Below are 15,599 nucleotides of genomic sequence, written 5' to 3'. Positions count from 1 at the left end.
GCCGGCCTGGGGTTGTTTATGCGAAATTCGATTCTGCTGCTGGGGCTTTTATTGACGTTTACGGGCGCATTGGCCGCCCAGCCGCTGGCCCCCCGCCCGCACCCCGACGTGCCCGCCGCCATGGACGTGGCCGGCATCCACCTCGTCCTGAGTGAGGAAGCGCAGCGCCTGGTGCAGCAAAAGGCCGACGGCCTGTGCCGCCACCAGCCCTCGTTTCAGGCGCGGGTCGATTTGGCCGATGCCTCGTTTCCCATCATCGATAGAGTGTTGAAGGAGCAGGGCGTGCCGCTCGATTTCCGCTACCTCGCCCTCCAGGAAAGCGCCCTGCTGGGCAATGCCCGCAGCAACCACGAAGCCGTGGGCTACTGGCAGCTCAAGCAGGAAACTGCCACCGGCCTGGGCCTGGCGGTAAACGAGGCCGTAGACGAGCGCCAGCACCTCACGGCCAGCACCCGCGCCGCCGCCCGCTACCTCACGCGCAGCAACGCCAGCCTGCACAACTGGATGAACGCCCTGCTAAGCTACTACACCGGCCTGGGCGGCGTGAAGCCCTACACCCTGCCCACCGACGCGGATGCCACCGAAATGGCCATCACCGAAGCCACGTCGCCCTACGTGCTGATGTTTCTGGCCCAGAAAGTGGCCTTCGAGCCCGCCTGCGGCCTCAACCCCAAGCCGAAACTGCTGCTCCAGGAATTTCCCGCCGTGGCCGGCCAAACGCTTTACGCCCAAGCCCTCACGCTGCACGTCGACTCGGCCGCGCTGGCCACGCACAACCACTGGCTGCTGGCCGCCGCCGTGCCCGCCGATAAAGCCTACACGCTCATCGTGCCGGTGGGCGACATCACGCAGGCCGCCGGCATCGTGGCCAACCAGCGCCTGCAAAGCCGGGGCCAGCTCCTGAGTGCGCCCGCCGTAGCTACTAACGCCGCCGAAGTACGCCTCAATAACCTGCGCGCCCTCATCGCCCTGCCCGGCGAAACCATGGCCGACCTGGCCCAGCGGGGCCACCAGCGCCTGGGCGAATTCCTGAAACACAACGAATTGTCGGCCTTCGACCAGGTGGTGACCGGCCGGCCCTATTTCCTGGAGAAAAAGCGCGACGTAGCCGCCGTGGAATACCACGTCCTCCAGCCCGGCGAGCGGATTTTCGACGTGGCCCAGAAGTACGGCATCCGCCAGAAAGCCATCTACAGCAAAAACCGCATGGCCCGCGTCGAGGAGCTGCGGCCTGGCCGCGTGCTGTGGCTCCAGCACACCCGCCCCCGCGAAACCGCCATCGAGTACCGTACCCAGCCCGAGGGCGCGGCCCTGGAGCGCCCCAGCGTAGCCACCACGGCCGCCGAAACCGAAACGGATATCCTGGTAGACCAGGCCAATGAGGCCATCGCCGCCCGCCGCACCGAATCGGGCAATGACGGCAAAGTCAAGGTTAAAATCAAAGTCAAAAACGAGTCCGGCAAAACTAAGCGCGTCACCACCGAAAGCACCGATGGCTGGGGCGAGGCGCTGGAAACGGCTACTGCGACTGCCGCAGTGGTGCCGCCGGTAGCCCCCGCTCCCATAGTACCCGCGCCGATGGTGGCGGCCCCCGTGCGTGTAGCCCCAGCCCCAGCCCCTCCGCGTCCGGCCCCGGCAGCGGCCCCCACGCAGCCGTCGTTTGCCAAAAGAACCTACCTGCCCCCGCCCGCTGCCGCCCCGGCCCCCGCACCCCTCACCGATGAGCTACGCCAGCCGGATTCGACCCTGGCAGCACCGGTAGCCAGCCGCCCGGCGCTGGTGGCCAATGCCCCAACAGCGCCGGTATATGCGCCAAAGCCGGCCCCTGCGAGGGTGGCCACGCCGGTAGCTGCTGCTCCAATTGCCGTCGCGCCGGCCCCGGTGCCCGCCGCAACCATATTGAAGCCCGCCACTGTGGTCGTGCGCGCCATTCCCGCCGATGCTACCCACCGCGTGGAAGCCCGCGAAACGGTGTATTCCGTGGGGCGGCTCTACAATGTTCCTCCCGCCACGCTGATTGCCATCAACCACTTGGCTGCGCCTTATGGCCTGGTTACGGGCCAGGTGCTCACGTTGCGGGCCACTGAGCAACAGCCCGCGCCCGCCGCCAAAGCTGCACCCGCTACCGCACCCACGTCAGCGCCGGCGGTGCATGCTGCCGGGCAAATCAATCCGGCGCTGCTATATGTGCCCAAAAAAGCTGCTCCGGCCGCCCAAGCTGCTGTAATGCAATCTGCACCGGTTGTGCAAGTGCTTGCCCAACATACTGTTGTGAAAGGCGAAACCCTGTACAGCATCGCCAAACGCTATCAGGTAACCATTGCCGACCTGCAAGCCTGGAATAACAAATCTGATGCCTCGGTAAAGCTGGGCGAAGTGCTGCGTGTGCAGGCGGATACGAAATAAAATAGTGCGAAAAGGCGGCTGACTGCCGGCTTGCAAGCCGAAGAAAATGCAGTAGTCAGGGAATCAGGCCGCAGGGAAATGGGTTTTGGAAGGCCTTGAAATCGGGGGTATCTTTGGTAGTGTTGAGGGTTGAGTTTTGAATGTTGAGTTAAATCAGCGGGAAACCCAACCCTCAGCCTTCAAAACTCAGCCCTCCCCCGATGCCCGTTTTCTCGCACCTCCACAGCCACACGCAATACTCGCTGCTCGACGGTCAGGCCAGCATTTCGGCCCTGATGAAGAAGGCCCAGAAGGACGGCATGCCCGCCGTGGCCCTCACCGACCACGGCAACATGTTTGGCGCGTTCAACTTCGTGGCCGAGGCCAACAAGTACAACGTGAAGCCCATCGTGGGCTGCGAGTTCTATTTGGTGGAGGACCGCCACAAAAAGGCCTTCAGCCGCGAGAAAGGGGAGCGCGACGTGCGCCACCACCAGCTGCTGCTGGCCAAGGACCAAGCCGGCTACCACAACCTGAGCAAGCTCTGCTCGATGAGCTTCATCGAAGGCGTGTACTCCAAGTTCCCGCGCATCGACCGCGAGCTGCTCGAACAATACCACGAAGGCCTGATTGCCACCAGCTGCTGCATCGGGGCCGAAATTCCGCAAACTATCCTCTTCAAAACCGAAGCCGAAGCCGAGGAAAAGCTGAAGTGGTGGCTCGATATGTTCGGCGAGGATTACTACATCGAAATCCAGCGCCACGGCCTGATGAATTTTGACGGCACCGGTAAAAGCCAGGAGGACGTGAACCAGGTGCTGCTCGGCTTCGCCCGGAAACACAACGTCAAAGTCATCTGTACCAACGACTCGCACTACGTCGACCAGACCGACTACGCCGCCCACGACCTGCTGCTGTGCGTGAACACCGGCGAGGAGCACAGCATCCCGGTCGGCGACATGCGTACCAACTATTACACCCTGATGACCAGCGGGGGCGAAGTAAAATACGACCTGCTCGACAACCTGCGCCGCGACCACGGCCGCGATGAGCGCGCCCAGAAGCAGTTGCGCCGCATCGACGAGGAGCTGCAGAAGCCCAAGCCGCACACCCGCTTCGGCTTCGCCAACGACCAGTTCTTCTTCAAAACCCAGGCCCAGATGAACGAGCTGTTCATCGACGTGCCCGAAAGCATCGACAACACCAACGAGATTGTCGACAAAATCACGCCCCCGAAGCTGGCGCGCGACATCCTGTTGCCCAACTTTCCCATTCCCGCGCCCTTCGCCAACGCCGACGAATTTCTGCGCGAGCTGACCTACGTGGGTGCTTTCGGCCCGAGCGCCGGCAACGGCACCGTGACGATGACCAAGCCGCCGCGCTACTCCGACCGCACCCCCGAAGTGGAGGAACGGCTTGACTATGAGTTGCGTATTATCCAGACGATGGGCTTCGCGGGCTACTTCCTCATCACTCAGGACTTCATCAACCACGGCCGCAACATTGGCGTGGCCGTGGGGCCGGGCCGGGGCTCGGCCGCCGGCTCGGCGGTGGCCTACTGCGTGGGCATCACCAACATCGACCCTATCAAGTACTCGCTGCTGTTCGAGCGTTTCCTGAACCCCGAGCGCGTGTCGATGCCCGATATCGACATTGACTTTGACGACGTGAACCGTCAGAAAGTCATTGACTACGTGGTGAATAAGTACGGCAAAACCCAGGTAGCCCAGATTATCACCTTCGGCACCATGGCCGCCAAGTCGTCCATCAAGGATGTGGCGCGGGCCATGGAGCTTCCGCTGCCGCACACCAACGACCTCACCAAGATGGTGCCCGACAAGCCCGGTACCACCCTGGCCGGCGCTTTCGCCGAAAATCAGGAATTGGAGTACATCCTGCGCGACACTTCGCCGGACAACCTCAAGGGCCAGATTCTGCGCCTCGCCGTGCAGCTCGAAGGCTCGGTGCGCAACACCGGCATCCACGCGGCCGGCGTCATTATCGCCCCGGACGACATCACCAAGTACATTCCCGTTTCGACCTCCAAGGATTCGGACCTGCTCATCACGCAGTTCGATGGCAAGGTGATTGAATCGGCCGGAATGCTAAAAATGGACTTTCTGGGCCTCAAAACCCTGACGGTTATTGTGGATGCCATGCGTTTGATTGAGCGCAACCACGGCGTAAAAATCGACATCGACGAGATTCCGCTCGATGATGAGAAGACCTACGCGCTGTACCAGCGCGGCGATACCATCGGCACGTTCCAGTTCGAGTCGGAAGGCATGCGCCAGTACCTCAAGGACCTGAAGCCAACGAACATTGAGGACCTGATTGCCATGAATGCCCTGTACCGGCCCGGACCGATGCAGTTTATCCCAAACTTCATCAACCGCAAGCACGGCCGCGAGGAAGTGGTGTACCCGCACGAACTGCTGAAACCCATCCTGGAATACAGTCAGGGCATCATGGTGTACCAGGAGCAGATTATGCAGACGGCCCAGATTCTGGCCGGCTACTCGCTCGGCGGAGCCGACCTGCTGCGCCGCGCCATGGGCAAGAAGGACATGAAAAAGATGGCCCTGGAGCGCGAGAAGTTCATCGAAGGGGCAAAAAACCTGCACGGCATCCTGGCCAAAAAGGCCAACGACGTGTTCGACGTGATGGAGAAGTTTGCCGAGTACGGCTTCAACCGCTCGCACTCCGCCGCTTACTCCGTGGTAGCATACCAGACTGGTTATCTGAAGGCTAACTATCCGGCCGAGTACATGGCCGCCGTGCTCACCAACAACATGGGCGACATTAAGAAGGTGACCTTCTTCATTGAGGAAGCCCGCAAGCAGGGCGTGCCCGTGCTGGGGCCGGATGTGAATGAAAGCCTCCTGAAATTCAACGTGAACCAGGAAGGAGCCATTCGCTTCGGCATGGGCGCGGTAAAGGGCGCGGGCGAGCTGGCCGTGGAAAGCATGGTGCAGGAACGCGAAAAGACGGGCAACTACTCCGATATTTTCGACTTTGCCAAGCGCGTGAACCTGCGCACCGTGAATAAGAAAACCTTCGAAAGCCTGGCCCAGGCCGGGGCCTTCGACGGCTTCGACAAGCACCGCCGCCTCTACCTTGATGCGCCCGCCGGCGACCAGAACCTCATCGAAAAGGCCATGAAAGTGGGGCAGCAGTACGCTGCGGCCAAGGAATCAGCGCAGCATAGCCTGTTCGGCGCGGGAGCCTTTGGGGCCGTGGCCGCGCCGCTGCCCAAAATGCACGAGATGGAGCCCTGGAGTAAAACCGAGCAGCTGCGCCGCGAAAAGGAAGTAGTGGGCTTCTACCTCTCGGGCCACCCGCTCGATGCCTACAAGCTGGAACTGGATGCCTACTGCACCTGTGGCCTGGAAAAAGTTGACGAGATAAAGAACAAGGAAATTGCCGTGGCAGGTCTGATTAACAACGTGTTATTCAAGACTACCAAAACCGGCCAGCCCTTCTGCACCTTCACCCTGGAGGACTACGAGACGAGCATCAACCCGGCCCTGTTCCGCGACGACTACACCAAGTTTGCCCCCCTTATCAACCCGCGCAACTACCCCAACGAGCAGGTGCCGCCCATGTACGTCAAGCTCAAGCAGGAGCTGCGCCGCCACACCCAGGACCAGTGGGACCTGCGCATCCTGACCATGGAGCCGCTGGCCGACGTGGCCGAAAAGCGCAGCAAAGGCGTCCGCGTGCGCCTCGACCTGCGCACCGTAACCGCCCCCATGCTCGACCGTCTGGAGGAAGCCATCGAGCACGCGCCGGGCGGCAAGCGGCTCGAAATCCAGTTCGTGGAGCCGCACGAGCATCTGGCGGTAGATATGTTCTCGCGCCGCTTTCAGATTGAGCCCAAAGCCTTTATCGAGAAGATGCGGGAATTGGACATGGAGGTTTGCACGCTGATTTAGGAGTCACTCTACTAACGAATAAACCCGAATGCCTGTCAGCAGGCATTCGGGTTTATTCGTTGTCAGAATAACCATTTTACTGGCATCAGTCGGGATTTCGGCTATTGGCGTAGCCTACTTGGGGAGTGGGGCAGCGGGATAAATGCGCTTCAGAATCTGGCGGCCAACGAGGGGGCGGTAGTGCGATTCTTCGTAATAGTTGCTTGGTGAGGCCGTAAACTCATTGACGCCGCTGAAATCATGAATCTGATTCGCGCCGAAGGTGCGCTGCAGAATGGCGAGGTCGGCCGGGTTTAGCTGCTGCTGCTGGAAGAGCGGGCTAATGACGAATTGAAAGTTGGTGCGGTGCCGTTTGAAAATGTTGCTGATGGCCACCAGCTGCTGCAACTGGGCGGCCCCAATCACCGCCGGAGAGATGCCGGGCTTGCGAACCGTGCGCAGCCGGTCATTCTGAGCGTAGAAGCCGAGGGAATCGTGCTTGATTTTTTCGTCAACATCGGGCACCGACATATCGTTGGTTACCGGGTCGTAGTAGAAATGGCGGCTCTCGAACATGCCCTCCATTTCCGGGGTGAAGGTGCCCGTGGCCCGGTACTTCAAATACCGATAGAAGAACAGATTCGAGAAGTAAGCCTTTACAAACGACAGCTGGAAGCTTAAGGGAAAGGCGTTCATGATGCGAGGGTCCTTGCGGGTCAGGTGGCCTTCTTCGTTGTTGCTTACCTGTTTCAGCAGGTCCTTATCGCCAATCAAGAGCACATTTTTCAGGCTCGAACCGTGCTGCTCCAGAAATTCGAGCTTCTGCCAGACGCCGTAAAGCGACTCCCCGGCAGCATCGTAATGAAAGGCCAGGGTATCGCCGATATACGGCGTCCAATCCCGTACGAGGAACGCCACCGTGCGCGAGTTGCCAACAATGAAGCTGCTGTACGGGTGCTGGCGGTAAGTATTCAGGTACATCTGCGTACTTACATAGTCCCGGTTGGGAATAACGGAATAGCGGTTGTCAAAGCGCTGGTAGTGATAGAGCGCCGAGAAGGGGTCAAAAATAAAATAGCTGATGAGGAGGACGATAAAAGGCGTGCTGATGAGCAGAACCTTCAGCAAGAGGCGTCCCGCACTGCTTGGTTGAGCCGTTGCGTACATGCTAAAACTGGAAATAAATAAACTGAACGTGGTCGAACGCGCCCAATAGTGCGATGTACAAAACGACCCCGTAGTACAGCGCCCAGCGCACCGGGGCGGCCTGTTGCGCAAGCCGGCTGGTTATGGCAAAGCGGAACTGGGCTTTCTCCACCACAAGCAGGATGAGGACGGCACCCACCAATGCGAGCCACTGTTGGGCACTGTAAAAGGCTTTAACCGTGGCCAGGCCGGTGAACGTGGTGTCATGTAAAATGCCCGAGCTGCGCTCGAAAAGGTGCGCGATGATATAAAAGGCATCGGGCAGCGTGTTGGCGCGGAAAAAAATCCAGGCAAATGCCACCAGCCCACCGGTAAGCACCGTGTTGAGCAGCGAATTATTCAGAAATGCCAGCCCCGTGCGTTCAATAAAACGGGTACGGCCGGGCTTGGTGAGCATGCCAACTACTAGGAAAAAGCCGTGCAGCGCGCCCCAGGCAATGAACGTCCAGTTGGCCCCGTGCCAAAGGCCGCTCACCAGGAACACGAAAAACAAATTGAAACAAGCCCGGGGCAGCGCTACCCGGTTGCCCCCCAGGCTAATGTACAGGTAATCGCGGAACCAAGTAGAGAGCGAGATGTGCCACCGCCGCCAAAATTCAGCAATGTTTTGGGAAAAGTAAGGGCGGTCAAAGTTCTTCATCAGTTCGAAGCCCATCACGCGGGCGGCGCCCAACGCCATGTCCGAGTAGCCCGAGAAGTCACAGTAAATCTGAATAGCGAAAAAGATGGTTGCCACCAGCAGCGGCAGGCCATGAAAATCGTGTGGCCGGGTATACACCTCGTTGACCAGCGTGGCCATTCGGTCGGCAATCACCACTTTTTTGAACAGGCCCCAGGCCATCAGCCGCAAGCCACTGGCGGCCTTATCGTAGCTGAACCGCTTCTCTTCGTGGAACTGGGGCAGCATATTTTGGGGGCGCTCAATGGGCCCGGCCACCAGCTGCGGGTAAAACATCACGTACAGCGCATAAATCCCAAAGTGCCGTTCGGCGGGTTGGTTGCCACGGTACACCTCAATGGTATAGCTCATGGCTTGAAACGTGTGAAACGAAAGGCCAATGGGCAAAATGATGTTTAGCAGCGGCAGCGAAGCCGCCGGGCTGCTCAGGTGCAATAGGGCATTGACGTTGTCAATGAAGAAGTTGTAGTACTTGAAAACGGCCAATACGCCAATGTTGGCAACTAGGCTCATGGCCAGGTAAAACTTGCGCTGGCTGCCGCTTGCCTGCTCAATCAGGATGCCAGCGAAGTAGTCAATGACAATGGTTAGTAATAATATAAATATATAAACCGGTATAAAAGCCATGTAAAAGGCGCAGCTGGCCACCAACAAGTGAAGCCATCGGTACCGATGCGGCAACAGGAAGAACAGAACCGTTACGACCGGAAAGAAAATCAGGAACTCAAGAGAATTAAAAAGCATAAAGCCAAGGGAATTGAAGCGCAAAATAAGGCCTTTATGCCTCATGCACCCCATTGCGTAGAACCTGCCGGAATCCAGCACCGCCGGCGACCCTTCCTTGCCGCTGAACTTTCCCCCGGCCCTGCTGTTTTACCAGCCAATCTGCTACCTTGCGACCCCGTTGGCCGTATACGCCAGACTATTTTTAACCCCAACCCAAATTGAAATGGGACACAAAGCAATTGAGATAACCGACGCCAACTTTGACGAAATCATCAGCGGCGACAAGCCCGTACTGGTCGATTTCTGGGCCGAATGGTGCGGCCCCTGCCGCATGGTAGGCCCCGTGGTAGAGGAACTGGCCGGCGAATACGAAGGCAAGGTCATCGTGGGCAAAGTTGACGTGGATGCCAACCCCCAGACTTCCATGAAGTTCGGTATCCGTAGCATTCCTACGCTGCTGGTCTTCAAGAATGGCCAAATCGTTGATAAACAAGTAGGTGCCGTGCCTAAGCACGTGCTCGCCCAGAAGCTCGAAGCCCAGGTTACGGCGTAATCACCGGGCTTTGGTGCTGCAAAAAGCCCCTTGTCGTATTGGCAAGGGGCTTTTTTAGTGCCGAACAATTCGCCGGGGGCTACTTAAGGGCGCGGGTGCAGCGGCGCTTGCGGGCCTGCGAGGCGTGCAGGGCCTGCCGCTTGAGTTGCTGCTGATGCTGATGCAACTGCCAATCCAACTTGCCGGGGGAAGTGACTTTGCGACTAGCCTCCAGGCCCAGCAACACGAGCATGGCCCGGCTGAGCTTGGTGCTCGATTTGCGGGTAGTGCGGGCGTTGGTGCGGGTGACCAGGGCTGTTTTTTTGGCCGCTGCGGCACGCTCCCGCGCCGCCTTGCGCTGAATTTCGGTCGGGTTATCGGCGGAGTAGGAAGCCGGGCGCGGCGCGGCGGGGGCCATGTCTGGCAGCAGCAGCAGCCCTCCGGCCGCCAGTAGCGTGTAGCAGTACGTTTTCATAAGGTACAGCAAAAAGTGAATAAATCAGGGGATGGTCACCGGCCAACTCGCTGCTCGTGCTCCCAGAGCCGGGCGGTGCATCATTCTCTGTTAATTATATACTAAAATATATATTTTTAAATAAAATAGCAAATTATTTCAATAAGTAGGGGGTTATAACTAGCCTTTTAAGGCAACCGCTTGGTCTAATGGACAGCAAAAAGCCCCTTATCGATGGCGAAAAGGGGCTTTTTAAAACGGTAAGCGTAGCGAGGGCTACTCGTGGGTGCGGTGGCGATGGGCGCGGGCGGCCATGCGCGCTTGGGATTTCAGTTGTTTCTGGTGGGTGTGGAGCTGGCGGTGGAGGCGAGCAGGGGAGGTGACAGCTTTGCTGGCTTCCATGCCGAGAATGACGAGCATGGCCCGCTGGAGCTTATTGGTGACTTTGCGGGACTTGACGGCCAGGCGCTGCATTTTGGAGGCTTTCTTGGCTGCGACAACTTTTTCGCGGGCGGCGGCCTTTTGCTCGCGGGCGGCGGCTTTGCGTTGCACATCGGCGGGCGTGTCGTTCAGGCTGCGGCGGGCCGGAGCCGCGTTGGTCGATGCCGGACCAAGTAGCACCAAAGAACTGATAGTTAGGACAGCGTAAAGAAGATGCTTCATATGGCAGGCAACAAGAGGTGGAGAGATGAACCAGCAGATTCCCGCCGGTAGTGCGTTTGATTGCACTAAAGTAGTATTAAATTTAAAATATAAGCTATACTTCATAAAAAATCCCTGCATCTGATAAGAGATGCAGGGATTTTTGCAATGTGACAAGAACCGATAGGATGGCTGCTTAGCGCACAGCGCGGGGCCGGTCTTGGCCGTCGTGCTTCTGGCGGTATATGGCGCGGCTGGCCTGGCTTTCATCTTTGCGGATGTCGTGGCGCTCGTCGCGCGTCACCACGCCGTCGGCGCGGGCGGCGCGCTTGTCCTGCCGGATGTCGGCTTCGCGGCCCTTGAGGCGGGCGGCTTCGGGCCGGGTGAGCTCGCCGGTGGCTACGCCCTGGCGAATACGGGCGCGCTCATTGCGCTGGCGGGTATTGATGCCGGGCGTGACTACCTGGGCCACGGAAGTGTAGGAAACGGCCAGAAAACCAACGGCGGCCAGCAGCGAAAACAGAGACTTTTTCATGGATATCAGGAATAATGATGAGGGGAAAGATGTGCGTTGGAGGGCGGGCCGCCGGAAAGGTTTAACCCGTGTCGCAAAGGCAAAACGAAGTTGGCACGAGATATGAGAAAATAGCTACATTGCCATCCAACCACGCGGCCCGAAACCGCGTAGGAGGCGCATTCTCTCACTCTTCAGCTTACGCTCATTTCCATGAAACGCATTCTCGGATTCCTCGTTTCCCTCAGCCTGCTTGGCGGCCCGATGGCCCAGGCCCAAACCGCTGCGCCAGCCAGCACCCAGATGAGCACCAGCTCGTCGAAAATGACGACGACCAAAACCATGCAGGCCCCGGCCACGAAGACGACGGTGAAGTCGTCGACGATGACCAACCCGGCGGGCATGACCAAGTCGAGCACCATGACCAAGGGCGCGACTGCGACCAGCAAATCGAGCACCATGACCACGCCCTCGGGCATGAGCAAGTCATCGACGTCGACCAGCAGCACCAAAATGAAGGCCGACGGCACGCCCGATATGCGCTACTCGGAGAACAAATCGACCAAAACCACCAAGATGAGCACCGGCCCAATGAAGGCCGACGGCACGCCCGATATGCGCTACAAAGGCAACAAAACGACCGTAAAAAAGACTTCAACCAAAATGTAAGGTCTGCCGGTTAACCATTCAAAAAGCCCTTGCTTATGATAAGCAAGGGCTTTTTGGTTTTTTGCACAGGCTGCAGCCATCTTCTGACGCTGGTCGGTGCCGGCTGCGGGCTACTTAACTTGCGCCCGCATTCCAACCCAACTCCTGCCCATGCGCTACGCTCCCCTTGCCCCCGAGCTTTTTATTGAAAATCGCCGCCGCTTCCGCGAGCTGCTGCCGCCGGCCTCGCTGGCCATTTTCCAGAGCAACGACGTGATGCCGACCAATGCCGACGGCACCATGGCCTTCCGCCAGAGCAACGACCTGTTCTACCTGTCCGGTGTGGACCAGGAGGAAAGCATCCTCGTCATCTTCCCGGATGCGCGGCTGCCGCAGCACCGCGAAATCCTGTTTTTGAAGGAAACTTCCGAGCACATTCTCATCTGGGAAGGCTACAAGCTGACCAAGGAGGAAGCCCGCGCCAACTCCGGCATCCCAACCATTATGTGGCTGGAGAGCTTCAAATCGGTGCTGCCCGCGCTCATGAATGAGGCTGAGAATGTCTATCTGACCTCTAACGAGCACATCCGAGCCGTGGTGGAGGTAGAAACGCGCGATGCCCGCTTCATCAAAATGCTGCAAAGCCAGTACCCGCTGCACACCTACCGCCGGGCGGCGCGCCTGCTGCATCAGCTGCGCGCCATCAAGAGCCCCGAGGAAATCCGGGTGATGCGCCAGGCTTGTGACATCACGGGCAAGGCGTTTCGGCGCTTGCTGGGCTTCGTGAAGCCAGGCGTGTGGGAGTTTGAGATTGAGGCCGAAATCGTGCATGAGTTCATGCGCAACCGCAGCCGGGGACCGGCCTACGGCAGCATTGTGGCCAGCGGCAACAACGCCAACGTGCTGCACTACACCACCAACGACAACCAGTGCCAGGACGGCGACGTGATTCTGATGGACTTCGGGGCCGAATACGCCAACTACGCCGCCGACCTTTCGCGCTCAATCCCCGTCAACGGCAAGTTCACCCCGCGCCAGCGCCAAGTGTATGATGCCGTGCTGGCCGTGATGGATTTTGCTAAAACGCGCCTCATTCCCGGCACCGAAATCGAAGCTTACCACCAGGCCGTGGGCGAGGCCATGGAGCAGCAGCTCATCAAACTCGACCTGCTGAACGCCGCCGACGTGAAGAACCAGGACCCTGCCGCGCCGCTCTACAAGAAGTATTTCATGCACGGCACCAGCCACTACCTCGGCCTTGATGTGCATGACGTGGGCTACAAATACCGCACCTTCGAGGCCGGCATGGTGTACACCGTGGAGCCGGGTATCTACATTCCCGCCGAAGGCCTGGGCATTCGGTTGGAGAACGATATCCTGCTCACAGCCAATGGCAACGAGGATTTGATGGCCAATATTCCGATTCAGGCCGAGGAGATTGAGGCGCTGATGGCAGGCCGTTGAGAATACCCGAAAAATAAAAAGAACGTCATGCTGAGCTTGTCGAAGCATCTCTACCGGGGAAGTAATCCAATCGAAAGGTTTACTTCCCCGGTAGAGATGCTTCGACAAGCTCAGCATGACGTTCTGCTTTTTGCGGCATTACTGCCAAATAGCTAACCTAACCCGGCTTACTTGCTGGTCGCCTGCACAATCTGCGGCAGGTACTTGCTCAGCGCCGCCACCTGAGCGCTGGTGAAATTGCCCTGCACCGATACCAGCACGAAGGAATCAGCCATGTCGGGCAGGGTGCCGAGGGCGGCAAACTCCGATATTTTATCGCCCGAGCCGCGCGTGGACACGGCGTAGTTGCTGCCGCCGAAGCCAGCGGTAGTCAGTGGGTCGTACTTGTTGTTTTGCAGAATGCCGGCGGCTTCGCTGCGCAAGCCCTGGCTGGCCAGCTCTTTGGCTGAGGTAGTGGTGGGCGTAAAGCTGATGACCTTGGCCGAGCGGATGCCGGTGATGGCGTTGGTAAGGTCGGAGCCGCCGAGGAACTTGGCGGCTTTCACCAGGGCCAGGCGCTGGAGCAGGTCGGCCGACCAGTCGGTGGTTTTGAAGCCTTCGCGGCCTTCGTACTTCGAGAAAAACGAAGAAACGGTGCGGGAAGGGGTGCCGGGGCCACCGGCGCGGCAACCGGCCAGCAGCAAAAACAGGATGAGAACGGGGAAGCGAAGTTTAGTAATCATGCGGCAAAGGTGGCGAGAAGATTGGCGCATTGTACGCGCCCAACCCGCCCCACGGTTATTCGCAGGCCGAATAAACCGGATGCCTCAACCTTAAAAAACTACCGAATTCAGAAAAAAAACGTCCCGGTCCTTGCCGTGCTCCACGCGGACGTGCTGGTAGCCGGTGGCCACGAAGCGGCTGCCGAACCAGGGCAACAGGTCGGCCTGATAGGTGTCGGTGGCGTGTTCAACGCCGTTGTCGTTCGGGCCGGCCCCAAGTTGGATGGGTACGTGCTGGTCGTTGGGCGACGACTCAGCGCCTTTCACCAGCTTGTAGCGCAGCTTGTCTTCGTCGAGGTAAGCCAGCACGAGGCGGCCATCGGGCAAGGCTTGCAGGCGCACGGCTTCTTCGAGCTCGGAGCGGCGCAGGTTTTCCACCACGAAGGTATTGTCCCAGATGAGGTTGCCGGTGCGGTCGAACCCGCACACCAGGGCGTGGGTGGTTTCGTAGCCATCGAAAATCCTGGAACTGCCGTAGGGCGAACCGTATTGGTTGCCGATGCCGCTGTTGAGCGGGCCGGTGTAGCTGCCGTAGCTGTTGTAGCGGTAGTGCGGGTAATACACTTCGGCCACCAGCACGTAGCCGCCGTCGGGCTGGAGTAATAATTCGTGCAGCAGCAGCCGGTAGTGCCAGCGCAGAGGCGGCACCGCGCGGGCAGTGCGCCGGTCGGTGCGCAGCCGCAGCCGGGCCTGGCGGCTGGGCTTGAGATAGTCGAAGAAGTGCTTGAGGTGCAGGAAATCGTAGAACCGCAGCGGCGGCTTGATGCCGGTATTGGCCCCCAGGCGCAGGTCGGTGGCAAACAGGCCCTGTGCGTAGGTGGGGTCGCGGAGCGAGTAGGTGCCCATGAGCAGGCGAGCCGTGGTGTCCTGCGGGGGCGTGACCTGGGCCGTGATGAGGCTGCGCTCGCTCTCAGCCTGCACAAACTCGGAACTCACGAGCTGGCCTTTGTTGGTGAGCTGCTTGAGGAGCAGGCGGCTTTTGCGGCCGTTGGTCTGGCTTAGCACGTACTCGGCGCGGCGGGTGGCGGCATCGGCCACGAAGGTGAGCTGGGTGGGCAGCGGCTCGTATACGGAGGGCAGGAACTGCATCTGGCCGGTGGCCACGTCGAGCAGTAGGGCCGTAACATGCTGCTGGTCATTGAGCAGTACCGTGGCGAACAAGCGGCCGTCGAGGGCCTTCAGCTCCACCACCTCGCGGCTGAGCTTGGTGTCGAAAGTCTGGAGGCGGGTCTGGCCCACCCGGCCATCGAAGGCGGCCACCAGCAGCCGGCCCGCGGTGTTGTGCGACGTGAACAGAGCGTACACCGTGGTGCCCTCGGCGCATATGCGGGCAAAATCAAATTCCTCATCAATTTCCAGCGGCAGCTCCTGCCGCAGGTGCAGGTCGCGGTCATACTGCTGAAACGAAAACTTGGTTTTGTTCGACAGCGGCCGGTCGCGGCCCAGCAGCACCACCACGGTGCTGTCGGTGGCCAGGGGCTGCACGTGTACCTCGCTTTCGTGGCGCTCCAGCGGCAGCTCGGTGCGGGCCGGCTGGCGGGGCGCGTTGGCGGGGGGCGGCGGCGGGGACTTTGGCTGGGCGAGCGCCGGTGCCGGGTCGGCCAGTGTTGCCAACGAAATCAACAGCAAAAGGTAGCGAAGTTTCATGCCCGAGCGCCGTAAAAAGCAACCGTA

Annotated in this window: 12 protein-coding genes; 5 read left to right on the top strand and 7 right to left on the bottom strand. The window is 59.5% G+C overall.

What is annotated here, in order from left to right:
- The first annotated feature begins 18 nt into the window (after window positions 1-18).
- Together ACVWYF_RS10060 and dnaE are read left to right on the top strand one after the other, a co-directional pair.
- Window positions 19-2,406 carry a LysM peptidoglycan-binding domain-containing protein gene (locus ACVWYF_RS10060; protein WP_457067376.1) on the top strand — a complete coding sequence of 796 codons (2,388 nt, stop codon included), beginning with the start codon at window positions 19-21 and terminating at the stop codon, window positions 2,404-2,406.
- A 200-nt stretch (window positions 2,407-2,606) separates the two neighbouring features.
- Complete coding sequence (gene dnaE, locus ACVWYF_RS10055) at window positions 2,607-6,320, top strand: DNA polymerase III subunit alpha (RefSeq protein ID WP_457067374.1); 3,714 nt, start codon at window positions 2,607-2,609, stop codon at window positions 6,318-6,320.
- Between the two features lie 114 nt (window positions 6,321-6,434).
- On the opposite strand, the gene ACVWYF_RS10050 is transcribed toward dnaE, so the two are convergent.
- Window positions 6,435-7,427 carry a hypothetical protein gene (locus tag ACVWYF_RS10050; RefSeq protein WP_457067371.1) on the bottom strand — a complete coding sequence of 331 codons (993 nt, stop codon included), beginning with the start codon at window positions 7,425-7,427 and terminating at the stop codon, window positions 6,435-6,437.
- 40 nt (window positions 7,428-7,467) lie between these two features.
- On the bottom strand, window positions 7,468-8,811 hold the full coding sequence (locus ACVWYF_RS10045) for an MBOAT family O-acyltransferase (protein WP_457067368.1): 1,344 nt from the start codon (window positions 8,809-8,811) through the stop codon (window positions 7,468-7,470).
- Window positions 8,812-9,133: 322 nt separating this feature from the next.
- Between ACVWYF_RS10045 and trxA the strand changes: the two genes are divergently transcribed.
- Window positions 9,134-9,463 carry a thioredoxin gene (gene trxA, locus ACVWYF_RS10040; RefSeq protein ID WP_092677057.1) on the top strand — a complete coding sequence of 110 codons (330 nt, stop codon included), beginning with the start codon at window positions 9,134-9,136 and terminating at the stop codon, window positions 9,461-9,463.
- 79 nt (window positions 9,464-9,542) lie between these two features.
- On the opposite strand, the gene ACVWYF_RS10035 is transcribed toward trxA, so the two are convergent.
- The 3 genes from ACVWYF_RS10035 to ACVWYF_RS10025 all read right to left on the bottom strand — a co-directional run bounded on the left by ACVWYF_RS10035 (window position 9,543) and on the right by ACVWYF_RS10025 (window position 11,073).
- A complete protein-coding gene (locus ACVWYF_RS10035) occupies window positions 9,543-9,917 on the bottom strand; it encodes a hypothetical protein (RefSeq protein ID WP_457067365.1) in 375 nt (124 codons plus the stop codon).
- A gap of 255 nt (window positions 9,918-10,172) precedes the next feature.
- Entirely contained in the window at window positions 10,173-10,559 is a 387-nt protein-coding gene (locus tag ACVWYF_RS10030) for a hypothetical protein (protein WP_457067363.1), read from the bottom strand.
- Window positions 10,560-10,734: 175 nt separating this feature from the next.
- Window positions 10,735-11,073: a hypothetical protein gene (locus ACVWYF_RS10025; RefSeq protein ID WP_457067360.1), complete on the bottom strand. Its 339-nt coding sequence runs from the start codon at window positions 11,071-11,073 to the stop codon at window positions 10,735-10,737.
- Window positions 11,074-11,265: 192 nt separating this feature from the next.
- On the opposite strand from ACVWYF_RS10025, the gene ACVWYF_RS10020 reads away from it, so the two are divergent.
- A complete protein-coding gene (locus ACVWYF_RS10020) occupies window positions 11,266-11,721 on the top strand; it encodes a hypothetical protein (RefSeq protein ID WP_457067358.1) in 456 nt (151 codons plus the stop codon).
- A 150-nt stretch (window positions 11,722-11,871) separates the two neighbouring features.
- On the top strand, window positions 11,872-13,164 hold the full coding sequence (locus tag ACVWYF_RS10015) for an aminopeptidase P N-terminal domain-containing protein (protein WP_457067356.1): 1,293 nt from the start codon (window positions 11,872-11,874) through the stop codon (window positions 13,162-13,164).
- Between the two features lie 167 nt (window positions 13,165-13,331).
- Here the strand turns inward: ACVWYF_RS10015 and ACVWYF_RS10010 are convergent, their stop codons facing one another.
- Window positions 13,332-13,886 (bottom strand): DUF4252 domain-containing protein, encoded by a 555-nt coding sequence (locus ACVWYF_RS10010; RefSeq protein WP_457067354.1) that lies wholly within the window; start codon window positions 13,884-13,886, stop codon window positions 13,332-13,334.
- 90 nt (window positions 13,887-13,976) lie between these two features.
- On the bottom strand, window positions 13,977-15,572 hold the full coding sequence (locus ACVWYF_RS10005) for a hypothetical protein (protein WP_457067352.1): 1,596 nt from the start codon (window positions 15,570-15,572) through the stop codon (window positions 13,977-13,979).
- Window positions 15,573-15,599: the final 27 nt, after the last annotated feature.

The organism is Hymenobacter sp. UYAg731, from assembly GCF_054061335.1.
The sequence above is the reverse complement of the archived record's forward strand: the minus strand, read 5'-3'. Positions and strand labels throughout refer to the sequence as shown.